Consider the following 15,628-nt stretch of genomic DNA (forward strand, 5'->3'; position numbering starts at 1 on the left):
CGCCGGAACGCGGGTCCGGAGATTCGGAGCGCGAATCCGGAATTCCGGATCGGCGCGGCGCGCCGTTGCATTTGCGCACGCGAAGCGATTCGGAAGGACACCTTCGGATCGGCTTCCCGCGGGCAGGCAAGCGCCTGCTTCGCGAGGGTGCGCCACGCGCCCGGGCCCGGGCGGCAAGCCTGAGCGAACGGCGCTTCAGGCTGCGTTGAAAGGGGCCGCGTGCGACGCGTTTTGCGGGGGCGGGGTGGCAAGGGGCGCGTAATATAACCGAACTCGGACAACGTGTCGCAGGCGGCGAATATCCCTGTTTTCGTGGGGTTTTTTGCGCGTCCGGGTTTCCGGAATGACGGGGCGCGACGCGGGAAAATCGATGGGGATCGGCGGGTCGAATGCGTGCGATGGAGGGGCCATGCACCAGACCGGAACATCATCGGATCGCGGCGTTGCACCGCGACCCGTTCACTCGCATCAGTTCACTTCGCTCCGCCGCTCCGGCAGAACTGCTCATACGCCTGCGCCGAATTCGCGAAACCCCGCGCCTTCGCAAGTTCCCACGGACGCTCGCACTGCTGCGTCCGCTCGCACCACGCGTAGCCGGCCGAGCCGATGCAGCCGTGCGCGTCGCGATCGCCGCCGACCAGCGGCGGGGCCACTGGCGCGGCATTATCGGCCGGTGCCGAAGCAGCAGCCGGCGTGGACGATTGCGCCGCACAGGCGCTCAATGCGAATGCGCAGGCGATCGCGGCGGCAAACGACGCGGTGGGAAAGTAACGTTTCATCGGGTAGCGCTCCATGGGATGACGATCGACGGCGGATGCCCGTGTGTGGGCGCCTGAAAGGCATGAACGGTCACGCGTCCGGCACCGGCACGCGTGACGAGAACTTCACCTCGCGCAACGCGAGGCTCGACTGGATCGACGACACGCCGGCTTGCTTCCTCAGCACGCGCTCGAGGCACCCGGCGAAGATGCTGGCCGCGATGCCGGTCACAGTCTATCGCGGCGCGATCGGCGAAACGCGCATCACGCCGCGGGGCGACCTGAAGCACGGCGCGATCTCGGTGTTCACCTGCAAGAGCGGCAGGAAGGTGCTGCTCGACATCGTCTGGATGTAACGTCGCAGCGGGGCGCGGCCCGCCGCGCAGCCTTACGAAACTCGCACGCGCGTATCGTCCGCGCGGCGTGCCGCGTCGTGCACGATGTGCAGCTCCCGTGTGCGGATCGGCAGCGCGCAATCCGCGTCGGCGAGCGTCTTGCGCACCTGGCGCGCGAGGCGCCAGCGCATCGTCCAGAACTTGTCGGTATGCGTCCACACGCGCATGTTCGCGACGGCCGTGCTGTCGTCGAAGCGCATCACCATCACGTCCGGCGCGGGGTCCTGCAGCACGTCGGGATCGGCCACGGCCAGCGCATGCAGCGCAGCGAGCGCGCGATCGATATCGTCGTGCACGGACACTTCCACTTCGAGATCGAGGCGGCGCGTCGGGTTGCGCGTGTAGTTGCGGATCGAGCTGCCCCGCAGCGCGCTGTTCGGCACGTACTCGCAGATGCCATCCGGCTTCGTGAGGCGCGTCATGAAGAGCCCGACCTCTTCGACGGTGCCCGCGACGCCTGAGCCGCCGTCGATGTAGTCGCCGACCTTGAACGGCCGCAGCAGCAGAAGCATGATGCCGGCCGCGATGTTCTGCATCGTGCCTTGCAACGCGAGGCCGATGGCCAGGCCGGCCGCGCCGAGCACCGCCACGATGCTCGCGGTTTCGATGCCGAGCTGCGACAGCGCGCCGACGATCGCGACGATGCGGATGCCCCATACCGCGACGTCGCAGAGGATCGGCCGCAGCGTGTCGTCGACGCGCTCCTTGTTCGAGAGCAGCCGGTTCAGCCAGTTGCCGACGCGTTTCGACAGCCACCAGCCGACGATGAGCAGCGCCAGGCCGGCGGCAAGCTTGAGAGAGAGGGTGGACAATGCGTTCCACAGGAACGTCCAGCGTTCCGGATGAAGATGATCGAGAAACATGACGGGATTCCGGTGTTGAGGACACAGTGCGCGGCGCGTGTCGTGCGCCGGCAGCCCTCGACTGTACACGGCGTGGCGGGTTTCGCGCGAATGCATGGCGTCCCGGCGGCATTGTTTTGGTACGAGTATTAAGCGGCATTCTTAACAAATAAGACGAGTCCTATTTAGCCGTTTCGACCACGCCGATACACTCGCTGTCGAGTAGCCGGATCGCGACGATCGTTCCTCCGCGATGTCCGGTTCTTTCCCGATTTTTCATTGAATAGCGAGTGACGACGTCATGCGGTCAGACCTGCGTTTCCGTGTCGCACGCGAGCAAGGTCAACCCGCGTCCCGCGGCGTTCACCGTTTTCCGATGGGTCGTGCGTTCCTGCGCGGCATCGTCGCGGCGGCGTGCGTGGCCGGCGCACAGGGCGCGGCAGCGCAGGCGTTTCACGACGCCGCGCCGGCCGCGCCCGCGACGGCGGAAATCACCGATCTTGGCGACGTGCCTTTCTTCAATTCCGCGCGCACGACGTGGGGCGGCCTGCGTGTATCGTCCGCCGCGCCGCTCGACGTCGCTTATGCATCGCATGCGTGGAACGTGTCGGCAGGCATCGGGCGCGACGATCCGGTGGTGCGCTTCGGCGCCTGCGTTGCATATCGCGTGCTGTGCGATACCGCGCGCGGTGCGGTCGAACGCGGCTATGCGGCGCGGTTCGATTACGGGCTGGCGTCGGCGCTGCCCGCGACGGGTGCGCAGCCGGCGTTCGCGCACGGTCCGGTCGATCTGGCCTCCGCCGAGCCGTTCACGCTCGCGCAGCCGGATCGCGGCACGCGCGCCGGCGCGATCGTCGGCAGCCTGCATGCGTCGCTGGCGCGCGCCGATCTGCCGGCCGGTGTTGCCGCGCAGATCGCCCGCATGCTGGCCGGGCGCATCGATCCGAAGCAGCGCGGCGCGCAGGGCGACACCTTCCGCGTGGCATTCGAGCCGGACCACGGCGCAACGCGGCCGGGCCGCGTACGCGTGACGGCGCTCGATGTCCGCTTTCGCGGGCAGCGCGTCGCGGCCGTGTGGTTCGCCGCGCAGGCCGGCTCGCCGGGCGCCTATTACGAGTTCGACGGCATGCCGCTCGCCGGCGCACGCTTCTCGATGCCGGTCGCCGCGACGCGCATCAGCTCGCCGTTCGGCGCGCGCGTGCATCCGGTGAGCGGTGCGCGTCACGTGCATTCGGGCGTCGATCTCGCGGCGCCGGCGGGCCGCGCCGTTCATGCGTCGGAGCGCGGCGTCGTGACGTTCATCGGCACCGAGCCGCGCGGCTATGGCAAGTACGTGGTGATTCGTCATGACGGCGGTTACGCGTCGTACTACGCGCACCTGTCGGCGTTCGAGCCGACGTTGCGAACCGGCGCGCGCGTGATGCGCGGTCAACGCGTCGGCGCGGTCGGCAGCACGGGAACGGCGACCGGCCCGCATCTGCACTTCGAGGTGCGCCGGCATGCGCGCCTCGTCGATCCGATCGAGCTCGTGCACGCAGCCAGAGCGGCGAAACTGAAGGGTGCGCAACGCGTGGCGTTCAACCGCGTGGCGCGTGATGCGCGCATTCAGCTAGCATCGGCCACTTGGGCGCAACCCGTGGCGATGTCGACGCGCTCCGCATCCCATGCGGGCTGACCGCTAGCAGTTGCCCGCTCCTCGATGCTGGCCGCAATGGCCGGCATCGTTGCATGGGCCAACCGACACCCGCCGTCTCGGCATGCGCGCAACGACGCTGCGCGCGCGGCCGGACTGGTCCCACACCCCGTTGACGATTTCAGCCTGGTCTGATGGTTCCGCTTTTGCCCCGTCGCTAAGATTTTCGGATGCAACGCGCGTGGCGATTCCCACAGCGGGTCATCGCGACCGCGTTCGTACCTCAATCGACTCGATCGTGCGCACCCGGCGGCGCTCGTGAGCGCGGCCGCGCGCTTCATGCATAGACGACCGCGCTGGGCAAAACATGGCGCGGCACGCACGACGACACAACGGGATGAAAACCATCTATGTCAAAACTGGATTTCAGGTCGACACGCACGTGGGGGGCGCTGGCGGCGATTGCCGCCGTTGCCGGCGCACTGATGTCGACCCTTGCGTGGACGGCCGGCTGGATTGGTTCGCGCACGACCAGCGTATCGCTGATATCGGAAACCCCGCAGCCGTTTCCGCCCGGCTTTCGCCGCGCGCACGGCAAGGGCGTCTGCTTCGTCGGCACGTTCCGTCCCGACCGCGCGGCGGTGCCGTTGTCGACCGCGCGTGTCTTCACGCAGGCGGACATCCCGGTCGTCGGACGACTCTCGATCGGCACCGGCAGCCCGTACGCGGCCGACAACTCCACGACGACGCTGAGCATGGCTCTGCTGCTGACGACCGATGACAAGCAGCAATGGCGCATGGCGATGAACAACCAGCCGTACTTCGCGACACACGAACCGGAGGGCTTTCTGGCCATGCAGCAGGCGACCGCGCCCGATCCGGCCACGGGTCAGCCCGACCCGGCGCGGGTGTCCGCGTTCCTGAAAGCGTACCCGGAGGCGGAGAAGTTCATGAAATGGGCGGCTCAGGAACCGGCGCCCGGCAGTTTCGCGGGCGCGACGTTCTACAGCGTCAATGCCTTCTATCTCGTGGCCGCCGACGGCCACCGGCAGCCGGTGCGCTGGATGATGCGCCCGCATGATCCGTTCATTCCGATGAGCGATGCGCAGCGGCAGAAGGCCGACCACGACTTCCTGTTCGAAGGCGTGCGCGAGCGGCTCGCGCGCAAGCCGCTCCATTGGGACTACGTGTTGCAACTCGCGCAGCCGGGCGATCCGGTCGACGACGCGTCGCAGCCGTGGCCGGCCGATCGCAAGCAGCTCGTCGCCGGCACGCTGGAAATGACGCGTGTCGTCGAACAGGCCGAGGGCGCGTGTCGCGACATCAACTTCGATCCGTCGATCGTGCCTGCGGGCGTCGCGGTGTCGAACGATCCGATCCTGAACGCGCGCTCGGGAGCGTACGCGCATTCGTTCAATCGCCGCGAACGCGAAATCGGCTACGGCAAGGCGACCGAGGCGGTCGGCAAGCAGGAGGTCAAATGAATACGCACAAGCTCGCGAGCAACGGCGCACCGCGCCATTTCAACGCGCTGGCGCGCGGTCTGCACTGGCTGATGGCCGCGATGATCCTGGCCATGCTGTTCATCGGCGCCGGCATGATGACGTCGTTGCGTCACCGGATCTGGCTGATCGACCTGCATCGGCCGCTGGGTATCGCGATCCTCGTGCTGGCGCTGCTGCGCGTCGCGAATCGGGTGCGCAGCCGGCCGCCGGCACTGCCGGCTAGTCTGCCGTATTGGCAGGTGCTCGCAGCGAAAGCGTCGCACTGGGCACTGTATGTGCTGATGCTGGCATTGCCGCTGATCGGCTGGGCCTTGTTGTCGGCGGGCGGTTTCCCGATTGTCCTGTTCAAGGGCGTCAACCTGCCTGCGATCGTACCGGCCAGCCCGACGCTCTTTGCATGGTTGCGCGATGCGCATGGCCTGTTGGCGCGACTGCTGTTCGTCGTCGTGCTGGCCCATCTGTCGGCTGCCCTGGTTCATGCGTGGATTTACCGGGACGGCGTTTTTTCCAGCATGGCACGCGGTGGACGGCAGCGTAGTTAAGTAGCCCGTCGTTCGATCGTCGGCGGAGTGCGTCGGCGTCGCATGGCGGCTTCGACGGCGGCCGTCCAGCTATCCGGAACATCTGCTGGCGGGATCGTCGAGCGCATCGACGAACACCTCTGGCCATGTAGTCGTCCCAAAGCGGGTGGCATTGCTTCGTGCAAGGCAACATGGCCGAATTGTCCATGTTGCTTTGCACGACCCGTGCGATTGCGGTATCGCGTCATATTTTCCGATTCGCCCGAATCTCGTCGTCACGACTTTCAGGAGTCTCGCGATAACCGGAAAATTAAACCGGTTCGCTTTCATGATGCCGGTGCCGCAGCATTTTCCGCGACGCAACAACGCGACCATTTTCCTTATTTCTCGTTCCGCAATGAATTGCCACGTGATTTCCGATATCACGCCAATGGATCTTGCGATTATTTCAAGACAAGTGATATAACCCGTTTCACGCACCGATTTGCAGCAATAACGTCACCAATAAATGCGAGCGGAAAAATGAAAAGAAAGGCGCGGAACCTGGGTTTGGGTGGAATGGCGATTCTGACCGGCGCGGTGCCGGTCAGCACGTATGCGGCGTGCTCGGCCACCGCGCCGGGCAGCGGCACGACGGTGACGTGTACCGGCGCGAATGCGCCGTCGGTCGTGGCCACGGCCGGCAGCACCGGCGTGACGATCAACCTCGATTCGACCGTGACGGGCAGCTATGTGCTGACGTCCACGCCGACGCCGTTCTCCGTAGACACGTCGAGCACGATCACCAACAACGGCAGCCTGTCGATGTCCGGCAACGGCACGGGCGTCGCGAATCGCGGCGCGGTGCTGCTCGGCGTGAACAACGGCAACACGCTCACCAATGCGGCGACCGGCGTGATTTCGACGTCGGGCACCTACAACGACGGGATGGCCGCGAACGGCAACAACAATACGCTGGTCAACAACGGCACGATCACGACCACCGGCAACAACGCGTACGGGATGACGGCCGCGTGGGGGCAAAGCAATCCCGGCGCATCGGGCAACCAGATCGTCAACACGGGCACCGTGACGACGTCCGGCAACAACGCGCGCGCCGCGTCGCTGCTCGGCGGCAACGGGACGATCACCAACAGCGGCACGCTGACGTCGAACGGCCGCGATGCGCCGGCCGTCTACATGCAGGGCAACAACGACACGCTGGTCAACAGCGGCACGATCCAGACCACCGGCACCGCGACCAGCGGCGGCAGCGTCGACGCCGTCGTATCGAACACGCTCGGCAGTTCGTTCACCGCGACGATCACGAACCAGGCCGGCGGCCGGATCGTCAGCAACAACGGCATCGGCGTGCGCTCGACCAACGGCGCGACGACGATCACCAACGCGGGGCTGATCCAGGGCGGCGGCGGCACCGCGATCCAGGGCGGCAACGGCAACGTGACGCTGATCCTGCAGACGGGCTCGCAGATCGTCGGCACGGCCAACGGCGGCGCGGGCACCAACACCGTGACGCTGCAGGGCACCGGCACCGCGTCGAATGCGTTCACGAATTTCCAGCGCCTGACGATGGCCGGCACCGACTGGACGTGGGCCGGCACCGGCACGTTCTCGACCGCGCTGGTGCAGAGCGGCACGCTGAACCTTACGGGCACGCTCGGCACGACGACGGCATCGGTCGTCGCGACCGTCAACGCGGGCGCGACACTGCAGGCGAATGCGTCGAACCTGCCGCTGTCCGTCACCGACAACGGGCTCGTGCGCTTCCAGCAGGACAGCGCCGGCACGTACACGGGCACGATTGGCGGGTCGGGTGCGGTGGAGAAAACCGGCGCGGACACGTTGACGCTCACGCCGTCCGCGGCGGGCGGCAATACGTATTCCGGCGGCACGACGATCACGCAAGGCACGCTGTCGGTCGCGGCCGACAATGCGCTCGGCGCTTCGTCGGGAAGACTGACTTTCAACGGCGGCACGCTGCAGTTCGGCAGCGCGTTCAATCTCGCGTCGAGCCGCGCGATCTCGACCACTTCGAACAACGGCGCGATCGATACGCAGGGGTTCAACACGACGATCATGCAGGACATCACGGGTTCGGGCGGACTCACCAAGCTGGGAGACGGCACGCTGACATTGAATGGCGTACACAGCACGTATTCGGGCGGAACGAACGTGGCTGCCGGCACGCTCATTGTCGGTGATCTCGATGCGGCGGCGGGACTGCGGGGCGGTGGCCCCTTGACCATCGCGCCCGGTGCGACGCTTGGCGGGTATGGCAGTGTGACGGGTAACGTGACGAACAATGGCACGATTTCAGTCGCGAATGCGCTGCCCAGTCTGGCCAGCGGTTTGCCGGGAAACTTCCAGATATTCGGAACCCTGACGAATGCGGGAGTTGTGGAGCTCCGTGGGCGCGTTGTCGGTAACGGATTGGCCGTGTCGGGCAATTATGTCGGGCAGAATGGAGCGGTCAACATGAATACGACGCTTGCCGGCGACGGTGCGCCATCGGACACGCTGCTGATCGGCGGTGTGCCGGCAGTGGCGACGGCAAGCGGCAAGACGACACTGAACGTAACGAACGTCGGTGGTGCCGGTGCGCTGACCAAGTCCGACGGTATTCGGTTGGTTTACGCCGTGAACTTTGCGAATACGGGTAACGCGTTTACGTTGGCGGGCGGTACGGTCAGCGCTGGCGCTTACTCCTATTATCTGGTGAAAGGCGGGGTTACCGCCTTGACGGGGGAGGACTGGTATCTGCGCAGCACGGTTCCTCCGCGGCCGGATCAGCCAACGCAGCAACCGCCATTCAGTGTTGCCGACGGTACGCCGGAATCGATCGTCGAGGCTGTCAAGAACGCGGCGCCCGACGCCAAGCCGGAACCTGTTTACCGTCCCGAAGTCCCGCTGTACTCGGAAGTGCCGGCTGTCGCGCGCCAGCTTGGATTGCTGCAGATCGATACCTTCCATGATCGCCAGGGCGAACAGGGACTGCTGGCCGAAAACGGCTCGGTGCCCGTGTCGTGGTCACGTGTATGGGGCGGCTACAGCAACATCAAGCAGAATGGCGATGTGACGCCGTCCTATGACGGAACGGTATGGGGGATGCAGGTCGGGCAGGATCTCTATGCGGACAACCGACCGAGCGGACACCGTAACCACTACGGCTTCTTCCTCGGATTCTCGCGCGCGATTGGGGACGTGAACGGTTTTGCGCTCGCGCAGCCGGATCTGGGCGTGGGTTCGCTGCAGGCGAATGCGTACAACCTCGGCGGATACTGGACACACGTTGGCCCGGGCGGCTGGTATACGGACGCAGTGGTGATGGGGAGCGTGCTGACCGTACGCACGCATTCGAACAACAATGTGAGTGGTTCGACGGACGGCAACGCGGTCACCGGTTCGGTCGAAGCGGGCGTGCCGATCTCGCTCGGCTATGGGCTGACGCTGGAGCCGCAGGCGCAGTTGCTGTGGCAATGGCTGTCGTTGGCCCGATTCAACGACGGCGTGTCGGACGTCACGTGGAACAACGGCAACACGTTCCTCGGCCGGATCGGCGCGCGGCTGCAATACGCGTTCGATGCGAACGGCGTGAGCTGGAAGCCGTACTTGCGCGTGAACGTGCTGCGTTCGTTCGGCAGCGACGACAGGACGACGTTCGGCGGCTCGACGACGATCGGCACGCAAGTCGGGCAGACGGCCGGGCAGATCGGCGCGGGGCTCGTCGCGCAGCTGACGAAGCGCGGCAGCGTGTATGCGACGGTCAGCTACCTGACGAACCTCGGCGGCGAGCATCAGCGCACGATCACTGGCAATGCGGGCGTGCGGTGGGCATGGTGACGAGGCGGCCCATCGATCGATGGTCTGCCGCGAAGGGTGGACCGGCCGTGGCGCGAGCGCTCGAGCGCGCATCAGGCAGCGTACTGAAAGTCGGCGTACAACAGGGTTCGAACCATGTGGCCGCGCCGATCGACCACCCTCGAACGCCCGTGCCACGGTCGGATCGTGCGCGGTTCCCGATGGCCAGCGGTCGCGGCCTGCACCGCAAAACCCGGGCCGTCGGCAGCTTGTCGAACCGGAACCGCGCAGCGACGGAGTAGCGTCGGGCGCAACGTAGGCCCATCAGCCTGGTCCGATTTGACCGAATCCCGTGAAGCGGGCGTTCGATGCAACGCGTGGCGGCGCGCCGGTCGAGGTGACCTGGCATGCGCACTACAGAGCCGGGTGTACCAGATCGAGATAGCGGAAAGCGGCGCGGTTGCGCGGAATCTCATCCAGATCGATACCGACGTCGACCACCGCGTCCCGGTCCGGCGGTGCCGCGGCAATGACGTCGCCTTCGGGCGAAGCGACGATGCTTTCTCCGCTGAACGTATAGCGATCGCCCGGGCCGACCCGATTGGCCATCGCGACGAAGACCTGGTTCTCGAGCGCGCGTACGGGAATCATTTTCCGGTGGACGTGGCCATGAGGTTGCATCATGCCGTCGGGGATCACGATCAGATCCGCGCCGGCCCGCGCGAGCGCCCGGCCGGTTTCCGGGAATTCCAGATCGAAGCAGATCAACATGCCGACCTTGATGCCGCGCCATTCGCACACATCGAACGTGCCGCCCGCTTCGAAGACGCCCACATCCGATTCGTACATGTGGGACTTGCGATAGCGCAGCCGGAGCTCGCCAAATTCATCGACCAGAATCGCCGTATTGAAGTAGCGCCCGTCGTCCTGTTCGGCGAATCCGATGACGACGGCGACGTGCGCGTCACGCGCGGCGGCGCGAATTGCCCGTACGGACGGCCCATCGAGCGGCTCGGCCAGTTGGGCGACGTCATCCGGTGTCGGAAACCCCGGAAGGTACGTCTCGGAGAAGATGACCAGATCGGCGTTGCCGCGCGCCGCTTCGATATGCGCAAGGGCCTGAGCAAGATTCGACGCGTGCGCGCCGTCCTTCAGGATGGACTGGATCAGGCGCAATCGCAAGATACTCATTGTCGGTACTCGATGACAGTTAATGGCGGGGATGACGGAAGCTGTTCCGGCGACAGAGCCGGGACAGGTTGACCGGCAGGCTCAGTTGGACGGCACGTCGACGGCGGGCGTTTCAGCGATGATGCGGCGTTCGCGATCGAGATCGAGCGAGCGCGACATGAGCCAGTAGACGCCACCGGAGACGATCAACCCGACGAGCCAGGCGACATCGACGCCCCCGAGCATCCGCGCAACCGGCCCGACGAATACCGCCCGGTTTGCCTCCGCGTCGAACACGTAGAAGAACGGCACCATCGACGCGAATCCGATCATGTACGACAGGATGCCGCGCAATTGCCACGTCCCGTACAGGCCGCGCGGCGTGAAGAAGTGCGCGATCGCGTAATGGCCCCGACGCACGAAGAAGTAGTCGACGAGGTTGACGGCGGTCCACGGCACGAGGAAGTAGAGCATCAGCGTGAGGAAGGTTTGAAGCAGCGCGATGCCGTTGCCGCGAATCGCGAACACGCAGGCGAGCACGAACGTGCTGATCGCGAGAATCGACGCGACCCGCGCGCGGCGCGTCGGTTTGATCGGCACGATCGAATCGATGCCGGTCAGTACCGTCAGCATTGCGCTGTATGCGTTGAGCGCAATGATCGGGAGGAACCCCGCGAGCGACACGAACGCGATCAGCTTGCCGAGACCGGGGACGAGCGACGCGCCGACGTCGTTCATCGCCACTAGCGCATCGGCCGCGTGCAGTTTCTGGGCGAGCCATGCCCCCAGGCCGATCATCCAGGCGCCTGACAGCGATGCGCCGGCGAAGATGACCGCGATCAGCTTTGCGCGGCTCGTCTGTTTCGGCAGATAGCGCGAATAGTCGGATACGTACGGCGCGTACGAGATGTTGTAGCTCGCCGCAATCGCGAACTGGGTCGCGAAGCCGATCCAGTTGAAGCCGGGCGGCGTCGACGACACGGGCGCGCTCGACGGCGCGGCATGGCCGAACACGAGCGCGAGCGTGACGAGCGCATAGAGCGGCAGCGTGGCGACGAGCGCCCACGTGAACGTGCGATGCATCAGGTCATGCCCGTAGATCGCGAGCAGTGCGCCGATGGCGACCGCCGCGACGGCGACGAAACCGCCGTCGATGCCGAACACGTTGTGCACGCCGTCCACCATCAGCGACACGTTGACGACATTGAAGCCGACGAACACGAACAGCGTGGCGAGCAGCGCGACGATGACGCCGCGATAGCCGAACTGCGCGCGCGACTGGATCATTTGCGGTAGCCCCATTTCAGGCCCCTGCGAGCCGTGGAACGCCATGAACAGCGTGCCGAACATGATGCCGAGCGCGCCGGCGAGCGTCGTCCAGCCCGCCGACAGGCCCATGCCGGGCCCGACGAAACCGATCGAGATCGTGAAAAAGTGGAAATTGCCGAGAAACCAGAACGGTCCCTGGCTGGCGAGCTTCGCATGGCGCTCGCTTTCCGGAATGTAGTCGATCGAATGATGCTCGATCTGGAGGCCGGTCGGTTCGGCGCGGACGAGGTCGAGGGTCTCGGGGCGATGCATGACGACGATGTCTCCGTGTGCATGCCGCGGGGGACGGCATGTATGCGCGCCGACGAGCGTGGCGCTTGATGAATGTTCGTATGGTCAGGGACTGCGTGGGGCGAAAGGCCGTACGCGGGAATCGGCGTGTCGGCCCGGCGCGATGAACCGGCCGCTCGGTGTCGACGACGCGGCAAGCGCCGACATGTCGGGATGAACGGCATCGGCAAGGATCACCGCATCAGCTGTCTCAATTTTTTGTCTCCTTTCGCGCGATCGGCAAGCGCGTATTGCCGGCGTCCGCCGCGATGAGCCGCGTCGCCACAGGACGTAGTTGTACGCGGATGAGCGGAAAAGAGGAATGCGAATATATCGACGTAAACATCGATCCGGATCGATGCATGGGCGATGTGAGGTGGCTATCCGAAGTTGGGGGCAGGATGCGGTGATGCATCCGGAAATGGGGTTGGGCGATCGGCCCATGCCGGAGCGGGAATGCCGCCGGACGTGCCGATCGTTTTTTTCACTGCGTGCCAGCGGTCAAGTGCTGGCACGGCGCTTACGAATCATGCTTTCGCGTGAGGGGCATGGCTTTTGCGTTCGACCGGTTGAAGTTCAGTCCATCGCGCAATCGGCCCCCGATTGCCCGCAACATCCTTCCCGCCGAACACGACGGCGACCTTGTTGACTGCGTTGATCGCGGTCGAGATCGCACCTTCGATCCAACCGGCCACCCATGACACATCGTCACCGGCCAGCACGAACCGATCCGCAGTGGCGGTGGGAGTGCCATCGGAATTGATCCCGTCCATGAACTGCGAGAACAATCGGCGCTGTTTCTCGTAGTCGCCCGGCAGGTTCATCTTGAATGCACCGAGGAAAAGCGGCTGGTTTTCCCAGTTGATTTCGACTTGGGCGTCGCCGCGATTTACCAGATAGTCGTGCAAATTGAGGCCGGGATAGATGTCCTCGAGCACTTCGATGCACATCTGGACGTGAGTCAGCAACGCCTGAGGGATATTGCGATCACCATCGAATTTTACAGAGTCGTCATTCCATGTGTACGACAGGAAGATACCGTGTCGCTTCGTTCCGTCAGGATAGTCGTAACTGACCAGATAAGTGCCGCGCGGCAACCGGTCGGACAGCGTAATACCCATCTTGCGCTTGCCGACCTTCTTGCCGGGTTCGGGATCGTGACGTTCTTCCCAGAAGGGCTCCTTCACGGCAACGAAAATTTTTGCCGACTGCATGTAATGCGTGTACTGAATCGCTTCCCACAGGGTCTGGTCGAACAGCTCCGTAGTCGCCTTGTATTTCGTGGTCTCGCCACCGTCGATCTTCCCGGGGTAGCTGCGGAACTTGTCGAGTACGCGCAGATGCGGTGTATAGATAACCGCATCGAATACCTTCCGCACTTCGATTCCAGTACGGGTATCGATGATCCAGGTTGCGATGGTACCGTCTTCCAGCCGCTGGAAATGCCGGACTTCTTTGTTGAGCGGTGTCGGGTCGTCCGGAAACTCATTCTGTAAATTTTCCCGGGTTGTTTCCCATACGGAAGTATTCGATGTGGCCGGATCGGATGGATCTCCGAGCTGTGCTGGCGTTTTCCTTATGAGACTGTCCGGCAGCGTGGTCGTGCCGTCGTACATCAGTTGGTGATCGACGTCGAGCCCGGTGTAAAGCACTCGCAGTACTTCGAGGAATCCATTCGGATAGTCGGTATTCCATCCGCCCGTGCCGAAGCCGATCTGGCCAAACAGGTCGATTTGGGCTTTGGTCCAGCGAGACTGGTTGATCAGTCCGCCGTAAAAGCTGACGTCGTCCCACCCGTGATCGTTGATCAGCGCGTTCCATACTTGTTTGATTTTCGCCTCATCGGGTGCCGCTGCCGACATGGCGTCCTGAACTGCGTAGAAGTCGATCGGCTTCTGGTCCAGCCAGCCGTCTCCTTCGCCGAACATCGCATTTTCGAGAGCATCGTATTCCGGCGGTTTCGGATACTCGGCGGCCCCTTCTTCATCACCGACTTCGTAGTACTTCGTCTCGCCCTGATAGTCGACGACCGTGCAGACCGCAGCCGGACTACCCGGATTTGGAAAATCCGCACATCTTCCGGGATCGGTCATGCCAGCTTTCCCGAAATAATGCAGACCGGCTTTGCCCGATTTCGGGAAGCGCATCGCACCGAGTTCGGCGATGACTTCTTCCGATGTATCCGGTGCGCAGCGATGTGCGTTGAGGCGACCGCCGATGCGACCGGACGCCTCAACAAGAACCGGCTTTAGCCCCATGCGCAGCAATTCGTAGGCAGCGATTGCGCCAGCGATGCCGGCACCGACGATAAGCACCCTTTTTCCTTTTCCATCGGGTGGAAGCTCGAAGAGGGGCTCGTCAAGTTGCTTTGCTTTTTCCAGAAAGGCGCCATAGTGAAACGGAAAGTCGGGAATCAGCGCTGCAGTGTCAACTTTGCGCGCAAGCGGGGTGTTCTTCTGGTGTGACGGGATCGACGACATCTGATCACTCCTGGAGCTGAAAATATTGATTTGATTGTTTAGATTTAAAAAATTACGTCAATCAAGGCTCATTCGACAGTTGTCGATTTGTGAGTCAACGAAGCTTAGAAAATCGTCGTGTAAGTTTCAAGGATTATTAACTTATGTTGATCGGGATCATGCTCACGCGATTAAATTGTTTCAAAATAATGTTGTGCTGTTTCGAAATGGATGTGGAGATTATTTCGTGTGCAGCAGCATTGATGCCGGCATGAATGATGTCATCGGGTCGATCGGTAATGTGTCATTCGCATCTTCAGGCCCGCGCGGAGTCTAACAATTATCAGTGCGCTCGTTGCGCGTCACTGATTAACATTCGGGCAAAACGATCAACCCGACCGCCAGTTCAGAAGATGCGATGCTATCGAGGTAGACGTTGTCGTGCCTGTAGTCAGACTCGATGATCCTGATGTAGCTCGTGTGTGGCTAGCCGGCCGATTTCTTGTCGTTGATTGGCTTGAGAGAATGTTAGCCGATGTTTCGACGTCATCGTGCCAGGGGCGGCAATGGAGTTCGGCGGGGAATTCGGTTTCGGAGCGAGCGCTCGGCGCTAGCATATGGCAGCGTTGCGTTTCAACATCGACAATCTCTGTCGTGGTCGCGCCCACCACCGGACGCTCACACCGAAACCGAACTGTGAAAGGACAAAGTGCGGTACTGGGAAAGATGGTGACCACACTCACTCCGACATGAATAGGACTCCACCAACGTCGCAGTATTGAAGCATACCGATCAGGCGCGTTGTCGCCTATCGGACGGGGCTGATTCTCTGCGCATTTAGGTCGTTGTTCAGGGTGTGGTCATCAGAGGCCGGCATTTGCGATTGTGCAATTTCGCACTGGAATCGAGGAAAAGGGCTGTTCCCGGGGACGAGGACAGTTGATATAG

Annotated in this window: 10 protein-coding genes and 1 pseudogene; 5 read left to right on the forward strand and 6 right to left on the reverse strand. The window is 63.6% G+C overall.

All coding sequences use genetic code 11. From position 1 onward, the window contains the following. Positions 1-473 precede the first annotated feature (473 nt). Both H0X91_RS12425 and H0X91_RS35430 read right to left on the reverse strand, forming a co-directional pair. On the reverse strand, positions 474-779 hold the full coding sequence (locus H0X91_RS12425) for a hypothetical protein (RefSeq protein WP_179146783.1): 306 nt from the start codon (positions 777-779) through the stop codon (positions 474-476). A gap of 70 nt (positions 780-849) precedes the next feature. Beyond that, positions 850-954 (reverse strand): annotated as a pseudogene (locus H0X91_RS35430) (Lrp/AsnC family transcriptional regulator); the annotation flags it as partial. A gap of 25 nt (positions 955-979) precedes the next feature. Here H0X91_RS35430 and H0X91_RS12430 point away from each other — a divergent pair. After that, complete coding sequence (locus H0X91_RS12430; protein ID WP_372237116.1) at positions 980-1,114, forward strand: hypothetical protein; 135 nt, start codon at positions 980-982, stop codon at positions 1,112-1,114. Between the two features lie 32 nt (positions 1,115-1,146). Here the strand turns inward: H0X91_RS12430 and H0X91_RS12435 are convergent, their stop codons facing one another. Beyond that, a complete protein-coding gene (locus tag H0X91_RS12435; RefSeq protein ID WP_080331072.1) occupies positions 1,147-2,016 on the reverse strand; it encodes a mechanosensitive ion channel family protein in 870 nt (289 codons plus the stop codon). Positions 2,017-2,296: 280 nt separating this feature from the next. Here H0X91_RS12435 and H0X91_RS12440 point away from each other — a divergent pair, with 280 nt between their 5' ends. From H0X91_RS12440 to H0X91_RS12455, 4 genes are all read left to right on the forward strand, one after another. Then, on the forward strand, positions 2,297-3,670 hold the full coding sequence (locus H0X91_RS12440) for a M23 family metallopeptidase (RefSeq protein WP_080331071.1): 1,374 nt from the start codon (positions 2,297-2,299) through the stop codon (positions 3,668-3,670). Between the two features lie 368 nt (positions 3,671-4,038). Then, positions 4,039-5,112 (forward strand): catalase family peroxidase, encoded by a 1,074-nt coding sequence (locus H0X91_RS12445; RefSeq protein ID WP_080331070.1) that lies wholly within the window; start codon positions 4,039-4,041, stop codon positions 5,110-5,112. After that, positions 5,109-5,675 (forward strand): cytochrome b, encoded by a 567-nt coding sequence (locus H0X91_RS12450; RefSeq protein WP_196433061.1) that lies wholly within the window; start codon positions 5,109-5,111, stop codon positions 5,673-5,675. The genes H0X91_RS12445 and H0X91_RS12450 overlap by 4 nt, the downstream gene beginning before the upstream one ends. A gap of 537 nt (positions 5,676-6,212) precedes the next feature. Beyond that, positions 6,213-9,494: an autotransporter outer membrane beta-barrel domain-containing protein gene (locus H0X91_RS12455; RefSeq protein WP_080331068.1), complete on the forward strand. Its 3,282-nt coding sequence runs from the start codon at positions 6,213-6,215 to the stop codon at positions 9,492-9,494. A gap of 372 nt (positions 9,495-9,866) precedes the next feature. Here H0X91_RS12455 and H0X91_RS12460 read toward each other — a convergent pair whose 3' ends face one another. From H0X91_RS12460 to H0X91_RS12470, 3 genes are all read right to left on the reverse strand, one after another. Then, positions 9,867-10,643 carry a carbon-nitrogen hydrolase family protein gene (locus H0X91_RS12460; RefSeq protein WP_080331067.1) on the reverse strand — a complete coding sequence of 259 codons (777 nt, stop codon included), beginning with the start codon at positions 10,641-10,643 and terminating at the stop codon, positions 9,867-9,869. Between the two features lie 81 nt (positions 10,644-10,724). After that, a complete protein-coding gene (locus H0X91_RS12465) occupies positions 10,725-12,203 on the reverse strand; it encodes a purine-cytosine permease family protein (protein ID WP_080331066.1) in 1,479 nt (492 codons plus the stop codon). Between the two features lie 545 nt (positions 12,204-12,748). Continuing rightward, positions 12,749-14,701 carry a flavin monoamine oxidase family protein gene (locus H0X91_RS12470; RefSeq protein WP_080331065.1) on the reverse strand — a complete coding sequence of 651 codons (1,953 nt, stop codon included), beginning with the start codon at positions 14,699-14,701 and terminating at the stop codon, positions 12,749-12,751. Positions 14,702-15,628 lie beyond the last annotated feature (927 nt).

It is taken from the genome of Burkholderia sp. 9777_1386 (genome assembly GCF_015712265.1).
GTDB classification, from domain to species: domain Bacteria; phylum Pseudomonadota; class Gammaproteobacteria; order Burkholderiales; family Burkholderiaceae; genus Burkholderia; species Burkholderia cenocepacia.

What these genes read in the sequence shown, in the direction of transcription:
- H0X91_RS12435 (WP_080331072.1), bottom strand. Translation starts at nt 2,016, where the DNA reads ATGTTTCTCGATCATCTTCATCCGGAACGCTGGACGTTCCTGTGGAAC.
- H0X91_RS12460 (WP_080331067.1), bottom strand. Translation starts at nt 10,643, where the DNA reads ATGAGTATCTTGCGATTGCGCCTGATCCAGTCCATCCTGAAGGACGGC.
- H0X91_RS12450 (WP_196433061.1), top strand. Translation starts at nt 5,109, where the DNA reads ATGAATACGCACAAGCTCGCGAGCAACGGCGCACCGCGCCATTTCAAC.
- H0X91_RS12425 (WP_179146783.1), bottom strand. Translation starts at nt 779, where the DNA reads ATGAAACGTTACTTTCCCACCGCGTCGTTTGCCGCCGCGATCGCCTGC.
- H0X91_RS12440 (WP_080331071.1), top strand. Translation starts at nt 2,297, where the DNA reads ATGCGGTCAGACCTGCGTTTCCGTGTCGCACGCGAGCAAGGTCAACCC.
- H0X91_RS12465 (WP_080331066.1), bottom strand. Translation starts at nt 12,203, where the DNA reads ATGCATCGCCCCGAGACCCTCGACCTCGTCCGCGCCGAACCGACCGGC.
- H0X91_RS12470 (WP_080331065.1), bottom strand. Translation starts at nt 14,701, where the DNA reads ATGTCGTCGATCCCGTCACACCAGAAGAACACCCCGCTTGCGCGCAAA.
- H0X91_RS12445 (WP_080331070.1), top strand. Translation starts at nt 4,039, where the DNA reads ATGTCAAAACTGGATTTCAGGTCGACACGCACGTGGGGGGCGCTGGCG.
- H0X91_RS12430 (WP_372237116.1), top strand. Translation starts at nt 980, where the DNA reads ATGCCGGTCACAGTCTATCGCGGCGCGATCGGCGAAACGCGCATCACG.
- H0X91_RS12455 (WP_080331068.1), top strand. Translation starts at nt 6,213, where the DNA reads ATGGCGATTCTGACCGGCGCGGTGCCGGTCAGCACGTATGCGGCGTGC.